Origin of the sequence: Staphylococcus arlettae (assembly GCF_002902345.1) — a bacterium.
GTDB lineage: Bacteria > Bacillota > Bacilli > Staphylococcales > Staphylococcaceae > Staphylococcus > Staphylococcus arlettae.
This window is the reverse complement of record NZ_PPQB01000019.1, coordinates 71,039-85,837: the sequence shown is the minus strand read 5'-3', so window position 1 is coordinate 85,837 and position 14,799 is coordinate 71,039. Positions and strand designations below refer to the sequence as shown.

15 protein-coding genes are annotated in these 14,799 nt (G+C 32.7%); 8 read left to right on the top strand and 7 right to left on the bottom strand.

All coding sequences use genetic code 11. The annotated features are described in order from the left end of the window. Positions 1-252: 252 nt before the first annotated feature. Together CD036_RS09475 and CD036_RS09470 are read right to left on the bottom strand one after the other, a co-directional pair. A complete protein-coding gene (locus CD036_RS09475; protein WP_002509324.1) occupies positions 253-720 on the bottom strand; it encodes a CHAP domain-containing protein in 468 nt (155 codons plus the stop codon). Positions 721-1,038: 318 nt separating this feature from the next. Continuing rightward, positions 1,039-1,383, bottom strand: a complete 345-nt coding sequence (locus CD036_RS09470; RefSeq protein WP_031266534.1) for a DUF4870 domain-containing protein — start codon at positions 1,381-1,383, stop codon at positions 1,039-1,041. Positions 1,384-1,576: 193 nt separating this feature from the next. On the opposite strand from CD036_RS09470, the gene CD036_RS09465 reads away from it, so the two are divergent. After that, positions 1,577-2,647 carry an NAD/NADP octopine/nopaline dehydrogenase family protein gene (locus CD036_RS09465; protein WP_002509322.1) on the top strand — a complete coding sequence of 357 codons (1,071 nt, stop codon included), beginning with the start codon at positions 1,577-1,579 and terminating at the stop codon, positions 2,645-2,647. Positions 2,648-2,680: 33 nt separating this feature from the next. Continuing rightward, positions 2,681-4,081, top strand: coding sequence for a Na+/H+ antiporter NhaC (nhaC, locus tag CD036_RS09460; RefSeq protein WP_002509321.1), 1,401 nt, complete (start codon positions 2,681-2,683; stop codon positions 4,079-4,081). Positions 4,082-4,579: 498 nt separating this feature from the next. On the opposite strand, the gene CD036_RS09455 is transcribed toward nhaC, so the two are convergent. After that, positions 4,580-5,317: a CHAP domain-containing protein gene (locus CD036_RS09455; protein WP_021458953.1), complete on the bottom strand. Its 738-nt coding sequence runs from the start codon at positions 5,315-5,317 to the stop codon at positions 4,580-4,582. A gap of 497 nt (positions 5,318-5,814) precedes the next feature. Between CD036_RS09455 and CD036_RS09450 the strand changes: the two genes are divergently transcribed. From CD036_RS09450 to CD036_RS09435, 4 genes are all read left to right on the top strand, one after another. After that, the gene (locus tag CD036_RS09450) at positions 5,815-6,867 is read left to right on the top strand and encodes an LLM class flavin-dependent oxidoreductase (protein ID WP_021458954.1); all 1,053 of its coding nucleotides are present in this window, start codon (positions 5,815-5,817) and stop codon (positions 6,865-6,867) included. A 13-nt stretch (positions 6,868-6,880) separates the two neighbouring features. Beyond that, complete coding sequence (locus CD036_RS09445; RefSeq protein WP_002509318.1) at positions 6,881-7,240, top strand: DoxX family protein; 360 nt, start codon at positions 6,881-6,883, stop codon at positions 7,238-7,240. A 198-nt stretch (positions 7,241-7,438) separates the two neighbouring features. Beyond that, positions 7,439-7,789 carry a transcriptional regulator, SarA/Rot family gene (locus tag CD036_RS09440; RefSeq protein WP_002509317.1) on the top strand — a complete coding sequence of 117 codons (351 nt, stop codon included), beginning with the start codon at positions 7,439-7,441 and terminating at the stop codon, positions 7,787-7,789. A gap of 204 nt (positions 7,790-7,993) precedes the next feature. Further along, positions 7,994-9,073 carry a PTS sugar transporter subunit IIC gene (locus tag CD036_RS09435; protein WP_103388516.1) on the top strand — a complete coding sequence of 360 codons (1,080 nt, stop codon included), beginning with the start codon at positions 7,994-7,996 and terminating at the stop codon, positions 9,071-9,073. Positions 9,074-9,126: 53 nt separating this feature from the next. Here CD036_RS09435 and CD036_RS09430 read toward each other — a convergent pair whose 3' ends face one another. The 4 genes from CD036_RS09430 to CD036_RS09415 are packed head-to-tail and all read right to left on the bottom strand — an operon-like array spanning position 9,127 to position 12,111. After that, complete coding sequence (locus tag CD036_RS09430) at positions 9,127-9,828, bottom strand: amino acid ABC transporter permease (RefSeq protein WP_103388515.1); 702 nt, start codon at positions 9,826-9,828, stop codon at positions 9,127-9,129. Between the two features lie 11 nt (positions 9,829-9,839). Beyond that, positions 9,840-10,523, bottom strand: coding sequence for an amino acid ABC transporter permease (locus CD036_RS09425; protein WP_103388514.1), 684 nt, complete (start codon positions 10,521-10,523; stop codon positions 9,840-9,842). Further along, the gene (locus tag CD036_RS09420; protein ID WP_103388513.1) at positions 10,523-11,365 is read right to left on the bottom strand and encodes an amino acid ABC transporter substrate-binding protein; all 843 of its coding nucleotides are present in this window, start codon (positions 11,363-11,365) and stop codon (positions 10,523-10,525) included. Before CD036_RS09420 ends, CD036_RS09425 begins: the two co-directional genes overlap by 1 nt. Beyond that, positions 11,362-12,111: an amino acid ABC transporter ATP-binding protein gene (locus CD036_RS09415; protein WP_103388512.1), complete on the bottom strand. Its 750-nt coding sequence runs from the start codon at positions 12,109-12,111 to the stop codon at positions 11,362-11,364. The genes CD036_RS09420 and CD036_RS09415 overlap by 4 nt, the downstream gene beginning before the upstream one ends. 147 nt (positions 12,112-12,258) lie before the next feature. On the opposite strand from CD036_RS09415, the gene CD036_RS09410 reads away from it, so the two are divergent. Both CD036_RS09410 and CD036_RS09405 read left to right on the top strand, forming a co-directional pair. Continuing rightward, on the top strand, positions 12,259-13,407 hold the full coding sequence (locus tag CD036_RS09410; RefSeq protein ID WP_103388511.1) for an acyl-CoA dehydrogenase family protein: 1,149 nt from the start codon (positions 12,259-12,261) through the stop codon (positions 13,405-13,407). A 209-nt stretch (positions 13,408-13,616) separates the two neighbouring features. After that, on the top strand, positions 13,617-14,528 hold the full coding sequence (locus CD036_RS09405) for an ABC transporter substrate-binding protein (protein WP_103388510.1): 912 nt from the start codon (positions 13,617-13,619) through the stop codon (positions 14,526-14,528). Positions 14,529-14,799 lie beyond the last annotated feature (271 nt).

Here is a 14,799-nt window from a genome sequence, read left to right as displayed (position 1 = left end):
TAAACGCATTTTCAATGCAGTCAGCTACTGCCAATATGAAAAAAGGTTTCGAATAAAATATGGAGTGGGACAGAAATCTGATTTTGAAAAAATGATTTCGTCGTCCCACCCCGGCAAGGATGACTAGCATTGAAACAAGATTGGTTTAAAGGGCATTTTCAATGCAGTCAGCTACTGCCAATATGAAAAGAGGCTAGGACAATCAATATTGTCCCAGCCTCTTACAAAATATTTGTTAATTTATTTGTCTTATTAGTTAACGTGGATGTAGTTATATGAACTAGCTTCACCAGCAGGAATAGTACGTTCACTTACTGAGTAAGGTCCACCGCTATAGTTCATTTCAGATACTTCAACTGAACCATCGCTATTTACATTTTCAACGTATGCAACGTGGCCCATTGGACCTGATGAAGATTGTAAAATTGATCCAGCTTCTGGTGAATTATTTACAGTATAACCTGCTGAAGATGCTGCTGAAGCCCAGTTATTTGCATTTCCCCATGTAGATCCAATATCTCCGCCTACTTTATCAAATACATACCAAGTACATTGTCCAGCAGTGTATAAGTTACCACTTGAACTTTGTGTTGTAGTTGATTGTGTAGTTTGAGTTGATTGTGTAGTTTCTGCGGCATTTGCTTCTTGTCCGTGATCTAATCCTACGATTGCTGCTCCAATACCTGCTGTTAATGTTGTAGCTGTTACTAATTTTTTCATAATTAAAATATCCTCCCAAGATTTTGTCTAACTTATATAGTAATTCGTTTGATTGTCTGAGTTAAAATTTTTAGCCGCGAATTCATTTTTTTCAACGACAAGTCATACTGTATCAGATAAATTTACGTTTGTGTGGAATGTTATTGTTTTGTAAAGTAATTAAAAAAACCTCACATATCGTTGTAATAAACGATGTGTAAGGTTACAAAATTAAGACAAGGCGCAAAGCCCTATATTAGTTGCTTTACATTGAAAAAATAATGTAAATGCGTTTTTACTATTACAATGGCTGTAAAATATCACAAAATTGTGTAACTATTATTTGAAAAATCTAATAGATAATGGTGGTAAATAATCTTCGCCATTATTTGCTTTCACAATAGCTACAATTGTAAAGATAAGCGAAAGTATTCCTAAAACAAATGAAGTAATAATGCCAATAATAATAAAAACTAAAATACCACTAATGATTCCCCAAATAAAGTAAGAGAGAATAAAATTAAAATAATTCTTGCCAGCGCGATCAACAAAAGCTGATTCTTCTCGTTTGATCAACCAAATAATTAACGGCCCAATAAAACCAGTGAAAAAACTCAAGATATAAATAAGCATTGCCATCAGTCTATCATCCTTGCTAGACTGGTTAAGGCGATTTTTATCCATGTTAAATTCAGTATCCTCATGCACGTGTTCAGTCACGAATATCACTCCTTTTCAGTGTATTATAGCAAATACTTAGTATTATATATATAAGAAATAAGTTGAATTTGGTTTTTACTATAGTTTATAAACAACAGAGTTAGGTTATAAAGATGAATAAAGCCTAACAAGTATTTTTATAGAAAGAAGGGAAATTATGAAAATAGCAATTGTTGGATCAGGCAATGGTGCTGTTACTGCAGCGCTAGATATGGTTAATAAAGGACATGAGGTTAAATTATATTGCCGTAATCAATCGATACACAAGTTTGATAAGGCGATGGAACGAGGTGGCTTCGATTTTAAGAATGAAGGCAGTGAACAATTTGTACCATTTACAAATGTTAGTGATGATATGGAATATGTGCTAGAAGGAGCAGAAGTGATTCAAGTTATTATTCCGTCATCGTTTATAGAGCATTATGCACAAACTATGGCGCCTTTTGTGACTGACAAACAACTGATTTTATTTAATATTGCAGCAGCTATGGGGTCTATTCGATTTATTAATGTTTTAGAAGATATGCATATTGATGTAATGCCTAAATTTGCAGAGGTAAATACTTTAACTTATGGTACGCGTGTTAATTTTAATACAGCAGAAGTAAACTTATCACTCAATGTTCGTAAAGTACATTTTACTACGTATGATGCTGAGTATTTATCAGATTCATTTAAGTTAATAGAAAAACTTTATCCATATATAGTGAAAGAAGAAAGTTTATGGAAGACTAATTTAGAAAATGGAAACCCTGAAGTTCATCCAGGTCCTACATTGCTCAATGTAGGCCGAATTGATTATGCAGATGACTTCTCATTATATAAAGAAGGTATCACTAAGCATACGATTAAATTGTTGCATGCAGTAGAATTAGAACGTTTAGCATTAGGTAGAAAACTAGGTTTTGAACTTAATACTGCTAAAGGTGCCAGAATTGAAAGAGGTTATTTATCACAAGAAGATGAAGATGAACCTTTAAATCGTTTGTTTAATACGAGTCCAGTGTTTTCACAAATAAATGGTCCGAATGAAGTGAAAAATAGATACTTAACAGAAGATATAGCTTTTGGTTTAGTTTTATGGTCAAGTCTAGGCAGACTAATAGATGTGAGTACACCGAACATTGATGCAATTATCGTGCTTGCATCTACTATATTAGAAAGAGATTTTTTTGAAGAGGGACTTACAGTAGAAGAGTTAGGGGTCGATAAACTCGGTTTAGACTAATAACCGTAACTAATTGAATAAGGGGGACTGTGTATGGTAAGACAACCAACATTTTTGGAAGCAATATCAACTATTATTGTAATGGTTATTATTGTGATTACTGGATTTGTAGTATTTGAAATACCGATACAGGCATTATTGATAATGTCTTCAGCTTATGCTGCGTGGATTGCTAAACGTGTTGGATTGAAATGGTCAGACTTAGAAGATGGCATTACTAAGCGCTTATCTACAGCAATGCCAGCATTATTCATTATATTAGCAGTTGGTATCGTTGTCGGAACTTGGATGTATTCCGGTACGGTACCAGCATTAATTTATTATGGTTTAGAATTTCTTAATCCGCATTATTTTTTAGTGTCTGCATTTATTATTTGTGCAATAACATCAGTTGCGACAGGTACAGCATGGGGTTCTGCTTCCACAGCAGGTATTTCGTTAATGGCTATAGCACATCAATTAAATATAGATGATGGCATGGCTGCTGGGGCTATTATTGCAGGTGCTGTGTTTGGGGATAAGATGTCGCCGTTATCAGATACAACAAATTTAGCTGCACTGGTTACAAAAGTTAATATTTTTAGCCATATTAGAGCGATGATATGGACAACAGTACCAGCTTCAATTATTGGTTTAATCGTTTGGTTTTTTGCAGGCTTAGGCTTACAGCAGACAGCAAATACTTCACAAATAAATCAATTACTGAATGAATTGGAAAATATTTATAACTTGAATGTTTTTGTATGGCTACCGATCATTATTATTATTATTTGTTTGATTTGTAAAATTGCAACCGTACCAGCGATGTTGATATCGAGTTTAAGTGCGATTTTAGTTGGAACGTTCAATAATAAATTTAATATAGTTGATGGATTTAAATCTACATTTGATGGCTTTAACCAGTCTATGTTGATACATAGTGATGGTTTATCTGAACGTACTATGACTCTCATTCAGCAGGGGGGAATGATGAGTATGACAGAGATACTCGTCACAATATTTACGGGTTATGCATTTGCAGGAATTGTTGAAAAAGCAGGTTGTTTAGATGTTATTCTTCATAGAATTTCTAGTAATATCCATTCGGTCGGACAACTAATTTTAGTAACAATTATTGGTAGCTTAATTATGGTATTAGCTGCTGGAGTTGCCTCTGTTGTTATTATCATGGTTGGTGTATTGATGATGGATATGTATAATAAAATGGATTTAGATCGTTCAAATTTATCTCGAACTTTAGAAGATTCAGGAACAATGATTATTCCATTGATTCCATGGGGGACTTCCGGCATCTACTACACGCAACAATTAGGAGTGACTGTTGACCAGTTCTTTATTTGGACAGTGCCGTGTTATCTATGTATCATATTTGCGTTGTTTTATGGTTTTAGTGGCATAGGTATTAAGAAGCGTAAAGATATAAAAAATGTATAGTTGACTGCGTTATTTTGGTAAAAGTGTAAATAGTATGTAATTAATTTGTTTATTTTAAGTTTTAGTAGTAGTTAAAACGGTTAAATATAACTATGGATGAGATGTATCATTATGTTACATAGTAATACTTGTAGCGATATTATTATGAAGATAACTAATGAGTAATCGTTCACTTTAAATTTTTATAAGAGAAAATATCCTTCAATTTTTTGTCTTATTTTCAGTTTTGTATTGTATATTGTAGCGATACTACAGTACAAAACTGTTTTTCATGAAGCGTAAATTTTAATAGTAAACGTTATGATACTTAACTACTATAATATAAGATAATAAAAATAGGCTATGACCAGTATAGTTGCTGTACTGATTATAGCCTATTAATTATGCTATGACCAGTATAGTTGCTGTACTGATTATAGCCTATTAATTATGCTAAGTAAGAGTAAATAAAAAAGGCTAGAACATACTATGTCCAGCCTTTAATAATAAACATCAATCTTAGTGAATGTAGTTGTAGCTTGAAGCTTCGCTTGCTGAAATTGTACGTGAAGTAACAACACCAGCACCTTGGCCGTAGTTCATTTCTGAAACTTCTACTGAACCGTCACTGTTTACATTTTCAACATATGCAACGTGTCCCATAGCACCTGTTGAACTTTGTAAAATTGAACCAGCTTTAGCTGTGTTATTTACTGTGTAACCTGATGAAGCAGCAGCGCTTGCCCAGTTACTTGCGTTACCCCATGTAGAACCAATTTTTCCGCCTACTTTGTCATAAACATAATATGTACATTGACCAGCAGTGTACAAGTTACTTGATGAACCTGAAGCACTTGAAAGTGAAACTGAAGAGCTTGAAGGTGCACTTTGAGTAGTTACTTTAATGTTACGGTCTGAAGTAGAGTTAGAAGCAGCTCCGCCTCCACCAGTTGTGTTATTTGAAGTATAAGATTGGTTAGAGTAGTTGTTATATGAACCACTATTATTTGAATAACTATCATTACTATATGAGCTATAGTTATAGTTATAAGTGTTATGTTGATTTGGGCTCCAATTACCTTGCCAAGTGTAGTTGTAGTTACCTTGTTGGTCTATAGTGTAAGAGTAGCTGTATGAAGTTGGATCATTTGGATTGTATCCACCTTGGTTATTTTCTGCTGCATCAGCTTCGTTTTGAGCAAAAGCAAACGTAGCGATTCCAGCTGTAGCGATAGTAGCTGTAGCGATTTTTTTCATTTTAAAATATCCTCCTAAATTTTTTCTTAATAATAAGTTTTATTTGTATGTCTCTATCGACGATTGTTTATATTTTCTTGGTTGTTTTTACGACAAGAATTAATATATCAGAAAATCATTCATTTGTGCTCAATGTTATTGATTTGTAATTTAGTTCTAATAAAATCGAGTCTTATGTAACAATTCGAAATATAAGAAATTCTTCTAAAAGGCTTGATAGACGGGCATTGAAGGAATTTATAGAGAAAAATTACACGCTAATATATTACAAAGCTGTAAAATAACAGAAAATTTAAAATCAATTGTAAACACATAAATTCAGTAATATGAATATTTAAAAACATATGTATCTTCATATTAATAATAAAAATAACTAATTAATAATATATAAGAGCTTCGAGAAACAATCGAGGATTTGAAGCAATGATATTGACAACAATAAAATAATAGATTAATATCTAAGTATAAAAAGTATACTTATTTAGAGGGAGTGCGCTATGAAAGTTGAATTGGGAATCACATCATTTGCAGATAATAATGACATCATTACAGAAGAAGGTAGACAACCTGCTCTATCTGCAGCACAAAGAATACGCAATATTATAGAAGAAATTGAAACGGCAGATGCTCTAGGCTTAGATGTTTATGGTTTGGGAGAACATCATCGAGCAGATTATGCGGTTTCTGATCCAGTATCAGTATTAGCATCTGCAGCGCGTTCCACTACCCATATAAAATTATCAAGTGCAGTGACGGTATTATCTTCAGATGATCCTGTTCGTGTATTCCAACGATTTTCAACTCTTGATGCACTTTCTAACGGGAGAGCTGAAATTTTAGTAGGTAGAGGTTCATTTATTGAATCCTTCCCATTATTTGGACATAATTTACAAGATTATGAACAATTATTTAATGAAAAATTAGACCTATTAATGAAGATAAATGCACAGACAATTGTTAACTGGGACGGTAATTTTCGTCCTAATATAGATAATTTAGGTGTGTATCCACGTCCTGAGCATGGTAAGTTAAAAATTGGGATTGCAACAGGAGGTACACCAGAATCATCATTAAGAGCAGGGGCATTAGGTTTACCAATAACTTATGCTATAATTGGTGGAGATCCAAAAAGATTTAAGCGCAATGTTGAGATGTACAAATCAAGTGCCTTATCTTATGGACACGATGCTAATCAACTATCTGTTGCTACTCATTCGTGGGGCTTTATAGCGGATACTGATGAAGCAGCAATGCGTGCCTTTTTCCCTTCGTTAAAAGCAAATCATGATATGTTAGGTCGTGAGCGTGGATGGCCACCATATAATGAGTATACTTTTGAAAGAGAAATAAGCCAGCATGGTGCATTATATGTTGGTAGTCCAGAAACAGTAGCACAAAAGATTATTAACACGGTAGAAACTCTAGGTCTTAATCGCTTTATGTTGCATACGCCGGTAGGTTCAATACCTCATGAAGATACACTTAAAACAATTAGGTTATTAGCAACACAAGTGAAACCTATTGTAGATAAATATTTTGAAGATAAATAAGGAGAGAAAGTACATGATTTTACGTTATTTAACAAATTTGAAATTAGCGAAAGAATTATTTGATTCAGCAAAACCTAAATTAAAAGGTGACCAAACAATGAAAGATACATTTGAAAATGTATTTGGTCTACCGGCAAATTCAGTACCTTTAGCTGGTGCTATTGAAGCATTAAGTGCATTATTTTTTGTATTAAGCTTTGCAAGTAAAAAATTATCTCGTTTAGGTTCATTATTTACTTTTGCAGTATTAGGTGTTGCAATTGTAAAACACTTTGAAGCTGGTCATGGTAAGCAAGGTGCTAAACATGCATTAGACTTAACAGGTTTAGCAGCATTAAGCTTTTTAGATACATTTAATGGTAAACAAAAATAATTTTGTGTTGAACGATATTCCAAAAATTTTGGAATATCGTTTTTTTATTTAAGTTTATTTTGGTGTTAGATCTTGTTTTAGCAATTTAACTGTTGAATTTTGATAACACAGTAGTATAAAATAAATATATTAATAATTGTTAAAATTATTATATTGTGAATTATGAAACCTAGAATTAACAACAAAGGAGTGATTACTATGGAGGAAAAAGTATTTAAATCACTTGATGAATTATTTTTGATAAACCAACAACTAAAAGGATTTTTCAAAGTTGTAAAAGCACATTTTAAACTAAATTTTGAAGAAATATATATTTTAAATATTCTTAACAACTGTCAAGGCCATGAAGTTACTGCAAAAGAAATAGCACAACAAACACATTTAAAACCTTATTATTTAACTAAAGCATTACAAAAATTAAAAGATTTAGGGTACTTAAATAAAAAAAGAAGTGACTTCGATGAACGCACAGTTATTGTATTTGTAAATGATCAAGAGAAAGCAAAGATAAGGCATACTATTGAAGAAGTTAAAAAATATTTTATATAGCTATATATTGAGAATACTTACTATCATTGGTTTCATTCGATGAAACGACGTAGTAGGTATTCTTTTTTGTGATTATTCGCAAAATTCAGATAACACTATTTTATTCTATTTAATAAAAAATTGTTCTAATAATAGTTGATATACAAGGTAAAAATGATATAATGAGTTCGTTAATGAAAGCGTATACATAAAAGGAGTTATATCATGAATTTGATTTTAGGTGTCATTTTTTTAGCATTAGTATTATGTTTATTTACTTTATTTACGAGTAAGGCTCCACAAGGTGGAAAAGCTATGGGTGCGTTAGCAAATGCAGCAATAGCTTCGTTTTTAGTCGAAGCATTTCAAAAATATGTAGGTGGAGATTTATTGGGTGTAGATTTTTTAGGTACACTTGGTGAAACGACAGGCGGATTAGGTGGACTTGCTGCAGCAGGCTTAGTAGCATTAGCAATGGGTGTAAGTCCTGTTTATGCCTTTGTGATAGCTTTAGCATGTGGAAATTTAGATTTATTACCTGGGTTTATCGCAGGTTATCTTATAAGCTTTGTTATGAAATGGATTGAAGGCAAAGCGCCAGCAGGTGTAGATTTAATTTTAGCAATAATCGTCATTGCACCGTTAACACGTATTATTGCAATGGGTGTATCGCCATTAGTAGATGCAAGTTTAATGCAAATCGGTAATATTATTAAAGAATCTACTACATCGAGTCCTATTCTCATGGGTATTGTTCTTGGAGGTATCATTACAGTAGTAGCTACTGCACCACTAAGCTCTATGGCATTAACTGCATTATTAGGATTAACTGGCACACCAATGGCAATCGGTGCTTTAGCTGTCTTTGGATCATCATTTATGAATTTTGTGTTATTTAAACGCATGAAGTTTGGTGATCGTAAAACTACGATGTCAGTAGCTATAGAACCATTATCACAAGCTGATATTGTTACTGCCAATCCATTACCAGTTTATGCAACTAATTTTGTTGGTGGCGCTATTTCTGGCATTATCATCGCATTATTTGGTTTAGTCAATGATGCAACAGGAACGGCTACACCTATTGCGGGATTAATGGTAATGTTTGGCTTTAATAATCCGGTAACTGTTATCATTACTGCATCATTATGTGCTATTAGCAGTGCTACATGTGGATGGTTAGGTTCTATGGTGTTTAAAAACTACCCTATAGTAACTAAAGATGAATTGCAGTCAGGCAACATTCCTAAAAAAGTAAAGCAATATTATGCTCGAAAAAAATATTTTGCAGAAAGTTTAGCATAAAATAACACGCTTATTTCAATTAAAAATGAAATAAGCGTGTTTTATTGTGTATGTTAAATAGAGCTTTGAGTGCTTAAGTGGTTTGTAGAATTACTTTCAATTTTATGAAATACTTTTTCTAAAATAATAGCTAATATCCAATAAAATGCGGCTGCAATGGAATAGACTGTAATAAATTGATATCCTTCATTTGCGATAATCCGGCTTACTGCCATAATTTCAGTTACTTGAACTGCGAACGCTAAAGAAGTTCCTTTGATAAGCATAATAAATTGGTTTTCGATATTAGGTAAAGCATAATTAAAAGCTTGAGGTAAAACGATGCGCGTATAAATATGACGATTAGACAAACCTACTGTTTTTGCTGCTTCAATTTGTGAGTAGTCAACTGATAGCAAACCACTTTTCATCGTTTCACTAAGGTAAGCAATTGCGTGTAGAGAAAATGCAATTAAAGCAATCAACATCGGTGAAAACATATCGGGATTGATTTTCAAGCCGAGTGTAGCATTTAAGTATAATATCAAATTAGGTATGCCATAATATAAAATAAATAACTGTATTATGAGGGGCGTACTTCTAATAAATGAATTATAGACAATAATTAACTGTGAAAAAATGGGTGTTTTTCTAATCTGAATGATGGCAAATAACGTCCCTACACTGAGCCCTACAGTCATTGCTACTAAAGATATAATAATTGTATTTGGAAGACTTTTGAATATTTCCCAAATTGTTTGAAAGATAAAGGACAAAGTTTTACCTCCTATACTTGATAAGGTTTTTGAGTAGATTTATTCAGCCAAGCTAAGCTGCCTTGAATGATAAGCGAGATGATCCAATAAATAATTGAAATAACTATATAGACTTCTAGCATGCCCAAACCATAATTGTTACCAATAATTAATTTAACTTGTCCCATCATATCGATAATACCGATTGTAAAAGCCAATGAAGTATCTTTAACGAGTTCAATGATTTGAGTAGTTAAATTTGGAATGGCATTACGTAGGGCTTGAGGTACTATAACTGACAAGAAAATTCTTACAGGAGATAAACCTACTGTTAAGCCTGCTTCAATTTGGTCATAGTCTACAGATAAATAACCTGCTCTAAAAATTTCAGCTAAGTATGCGCCAGTGTGCATTGAAAACGCTAGAATTACAAAAAACAATCTACTAAAATGATTTATATCAATATTAATAATCATAAGTACTTGCGGTAAGGCAAAATACACTAGAAATAATTGTAATATTAACGGTGTGCTACGAATAAAAGAAATATATACACGCACGAGCGAAGATAAAAATTTTATGTGCTTAAGACGTATAGTACATAATATGAGACCTAATATAACGGCAAAAATCAAAGCTAACACAATCATCAATAATGTGAGGGGCAATTTTTGTAATACTTGATTAAAGAGATTTAGCCATTGTTCTAGAGACATTATTGCACCTCCAAGTTATTTTTTTGTTCGTTAATATCTGTTAAATTGTCGAAAACATTAATATCAAAATATTTTCGAGATAATTGTTGTAATTTACCTTCTTTTTTTAATTCAATAGTTGCTTTATCGATATCATCATGCAAACGTTGTTGTTTTTTGTTATAAACGATATGTAAAGGTTCCTTTTTAACAATGCCACCTATTTTGACATCTGCATTTATTTCACTTTGTATGGCGTGGTATGTGTTCCAATTTAAAAACATAACGTCACGACGTTGGCTACTTACAGATTTTAAACTATCACCGTTTGAAGGTTCTTGAATGGTGTTAATATCAATCTTCTGACTATGTTGTTTATTATATTGGCTTAGTATTGAATATAGTCCTCCACTTGGCGCCATAGGTGTTAATGTTTTGCCGGGTAAATCACTTAATTTTTGAATATCATTCGTATCTTTATGTACTGCTAACATCGGTAACGCATAACTATATGGAACATCTTGATATAGAAATTGTTTTTCGCGTTCAGGAGTTTTGAAAAACCAATTAATCCCCATATCAAATTTACCTGCTCCAATACCAACAAGGTTAGACTCTTCTTCTCCAACTTCGTAAGTGAATTTATATTGAGGTAATTTTTTTTCTAATAATTTGAGATAATCCATATCTAAACCAACAAATTCATTATGTTTATTCGTATATAAATAAGGTGGGTTCACTTCTGCTGAGAGTGCGACTTTTATTTCTTTTTTGTTATTATTGTCGGTGTCGTTATTACAAGAAGCCAATAGCAAGCAACTACATGCAATGGTAATGAAGAAAACAATGTGTTTTAACGTCATTTATATACACCTTCAACTTCTACTCTGTTTAAAAAGCGATTCAGTCGCTCAGAATGAGTGTGTTCTAATACTTCTTCTGGACTACCTCTATGTAAAATTTCTCCATTATCTATAAATAAAATTTGATCTGCTATTGCTTTAGCGAAGTTGATTTCATGAGTGACTAAAACCATCGTCATGCCTTCTTCAGCGATAGATTTAATAAGTGATAACACACTTTGAATTGATTCAGGGTCTAGTGCTGAAGTTGGTTCATCAAGTAATAATACATCTGGATTTAGCGCTAATGCACGTACAATGCCAACGCGTTGGCTTTGGCCACCTGAAAGTTGGATAGGATATTTATGTTTATGCTCTAACATATTCACTTTCTTTAAATATGAGAGTGCAATTTCTTCAGCCTTAGCCTTATCATAGTTTTGACCATAAATTAAACCTTCAGTGATATTTTCTAAAATTGTTTTGTTTTTAAATAAATTATAGTTTTGAAATACCATTGCCGATTTATTGCGTAATTGTTTAATGTCCTTTTTGGAATGTTGTTGGGTATTAAATTGGAAGTCGTCTATAGTAATAGTGCCACTCCATGGAGTGGCTAATAAATTAAGTGAACGTAGTAAAGTCGTTTTGCCTGAACCACTCGGTCCGATTATCGCTGTAACTTCTCCTTTACGCTGACTGAAACTGACATCGTTTAATACAGAGTTTGAATTATATTTTAATTTTAAATTATTTACTGTAATCATTGTTATCCTCCTCAATTGCTTGATTTAAAATTATCATATTAATTCTTATCGGTAAAGTAAGATTTTGGGCTGTGAAAGGTTTCAATTGAGTAAATCGAGTGTTAAACTAGGAAAGAATGAAAGATAAGTAAATATGAGGTGATTATATTGAATCGTTCCGCATTAATACATACGGATATTCAACGGAAATGGATTGCAAAATTTGAGCAAGTTAAAGGGCAATTTAGAGAAAATGCCGAATACAATGATAAGAACTCAGACTTTCCATATAAAAATATACAATGGCTAGTAGATGAAGGATATACGCTACTATCCTTACCTAAAGCATATGGTGGTGAAGGTGCCACAATTGAAGATATGGTGATTTTACAAAGTTACTTAGGGTCATTAGATGGTGCTACTGCATTATCCATAGGTTGGCATATAAGTGTTGTAGGTCAAATTTATGAACAACAACTATGGGCGCCAGCTATGTTGGATCAATTTGCACAGGAAATTAAAAATGGTGCATTAGTTAATAGAGCAGTTAGTGAAGCGGAAACTGGAAGTCCAACAAGAGGTGGTAGACCCAGCACGTATGTAACTAAAAATGAACATGGTTATCTCATTAATGGTGTAAAAACATTCACATCGATGAGTAAACGTTTATCCCATTTTATTGTGGGTGCATTTGATTCGGAATCACAGCAAGTAGGCTTTTATTTGGTTGATAAAACTATGCCAGGTGTAGAAATAGCTAATAATTGGAATATGGTAGGTATGCGTGCCACTGAAAGCCATGATTTAGTACTAACTGATGTACAAATTCCAACAGAAAATTTTGTGGAAACACGCGCTGGTAAACCAAGTTCTCCTAATGGTTGGATTTTACACATTCCAAGTACATACTTAGGTATAGCACAAGCTGCAAGAGATTATGCAGTTGATTTTGCCGCAACATATAGTCCGAATAGTGTCGATGGCACAATTGGTGATATTGCTACCGTACAACAAAATATCGGCAAAATGGAATCATTATTATTATCTGCACGACACTTTTTATGGAGTACGGCAAGTTTGTACAATAATCCAGAAAATAACAATATGTGGAACGAAACCTCTGCAAGTAAAGTATTGGTTATGAATCAAGGGTTAGAAGTTATAGATTTAGCAATGCGTATTGTTGGGGCTAAAAGTTTAGAAATGGAGCGCCCATTACAGCGTTATTATAGAGATATGCGTGCTGGTTTGCACAATCCTCCAATGGAAGATATGGCATATACTAATATAGCTAAATCAGTTTTAGGGAAAATTTAATAGCTTTTAAGCGTATTTAGTTATGATTGTTCCACACGGGCAGGCAGAATAAGTTTTATAATTTTGCGTGCGCTAGTATAAGTATAATAGCTGCGGTCAAGTTACTGTGAAAATAATTTTTCTGTTGCCTCTATTTAGGTATTGTAATTAAAAGCGTAAAATTTTATAATATATTGGAAGTGATAATCATTTTCAATGGAGGGTAAATTATGAAGAAATTATGGTTAGTATTAATAGCTTGCGTACTTGTATTAGCAGCATGTGGGAATGGCTCAGACAGTAATTCAGATAAAAATAAAAAAGAAACGAAGTCATATACATTAGATAGTGGTAAAAAGGTGGAAATTCCTAAAAATCCTGAGCGTATTGCATCTGTGGCACCAACTTATGCACCAGGTTTGAAATATTTAGGTGCCAATTTAGTGGCTGTTAGTGATCAAGTAGAGCAAAGTGATGTTATTAAAGATAAATTTAAAGGAGTAGAAAAAGTCGGAGAAAATGATGTAGAAAAAGTTGCTAAAACAAAACCAGATCTCATCATTGCTTATTCTACAGATAAAAATATCAAAAAATATAAAAAAATAGCGCCAACAGTAGTTTTTGATTATGGCAAACACGATTATTTAGATCAACAACAAGAACTTGCTAAAATTGTCGGTAAAGAAAAAGAACAACAAAAATGGGAAAAAGAATGGAAAGCTAAAACGAAAAAAGACGGTGAGCAAATCCAAAATAAAATTGGAAAAGACTCAACTGTAACTATTTTCGATGAGTTTGATAAAAAACTATATACTTACGGTGAAAACTGGGGACGTGGTGGCGAAGTCCTTTACCAAGCGTTCGGCTTGAAAATGCCAGACAAAGTAAAATCGTTAACTGAAAAAGAAGGTTGGGCGGAAATTAAGCAAGAAAAAATGGCTGATTACGCTGGTGATTATATAGTTTCAACGAGTCAAGGAAAAGCAGAGCCAAGTTATCAATCGACTGACTTATGGAAAAACATTCCAGCAGTTAAAAATGATCAAGTCATAAAAATTAATGCCACATCATATTGGTATAATGATCCATATACGTTAGAATTTATGCGTAAAGATTTAAAAGAAAAACTGTTAAATCAATAATTGTAATTCTAATAATAGTGAACACGATGTTTAATAACTTAAAAACATACTGCTCAACGGTTCACTGATGAAAGTAGAACGAGGGTGGGACATAAAGCCCCATGCTCAAAATAAGAGGACCAATCCTTAATATGGATTGGTCCTCTTTAAATTTGACATTTATTATTAGTTAAAGATTTTTATTTTCCGGACTTGTATTTTCATTTTTATAGAAGTAAAAAACATTTGTAAACTTTTTATTTTTTGTAGTTAACATTTATGGTATAATTTT

Bases quoted from the DNA above. Each gene is read 5' to 3' on its own strand.
- CD036_RS09405 (WP_103388510.1), top strand. From the start codon at position 13,617: ATGAAGAAATTATGGTTAGTATTAATAGCTTGCGTACTTGTATTAGCA.
- CD036_RS09420 (WP_103388513.1), bottom strand. From the start codon at position 11,365: ATGACGTTAAAACACATTGTTTTCTTCATTACCATTGCATGTAGTTGC.
- CD036_RS09470 (WP_031266534.1), bottom strand. From the start codon at position 1,383: ATGGATAAAAATCGCCTTAACCAGTCTAGCAAGGATGATAGACTGATG.
- CD036_RS09465 (WP_002509322.1), top strand. From the start codon at position 1,577: ATGAAAATAGCAATTGTTGGATCAGGCAATGGTGCTGTTACTGCAGCG.
- CD036_RS09450 (WP_021458954.1), top strand. From the start codon at position 5,815: ATGAAAGTTGAATTGGGAATCACATCATTTGCAGATAATAATGACATC.
- CD036_RS09475 (WP_002509324.1), bottom strand. From the start codon at position 720: ATGAAAAAATTAGTAACAGCTACAACATTAACAGCAGGTATTGGAGCA.
- CD036_RS09445 (WP_002509318.1), top strand. From the start codon at position 6,881: ATGATTTTACGTTATTTAACAAATTTGAAATTAGCGAAAGAATTATTT.
- CD036_RS09435 (WP_103388516.1), top strand. From the start codon at position 7,994: ATGAATTTGATTTTAGGTGTCATTTTTTTAGCATTAGTATTATGTTTA.
- CD036_RS09440 (WP_002509317.1), top strand. From the start codon at position 7,439: ATGGAGGAAAAAGTATTTAAATCACTTGATGAATTATTTTTGATAAAC.
- CD036_RS09425 (WP_103388514.1), bottom strand. From the start codon at position 10,523: ATGTCTCTAGAACAATGGCTAAATCTCTTTAATCAAGTATTACAAAAA.
- nhaC (WP_002509321.1), top strand. From the start codon at position 2,681: ATGGTAAGACAACCAACATTTTTGGAAGCAATATCAACTATTATTGTA.
- CD036_RS09415 (WP_103388512.1), bottom strand. From the start codon at position 12,111: ATGATTACAGTAAATAATTTAAAATTAAAATATAATTCAAACTCTGTA.
- CD036_RS09455 (WP_021458953.1), bottom strand. From the start codon at position 5,317: ATGAAAAAAATCGCTACAGCTACTATCGCTACAGCTGGAATCGCTACG.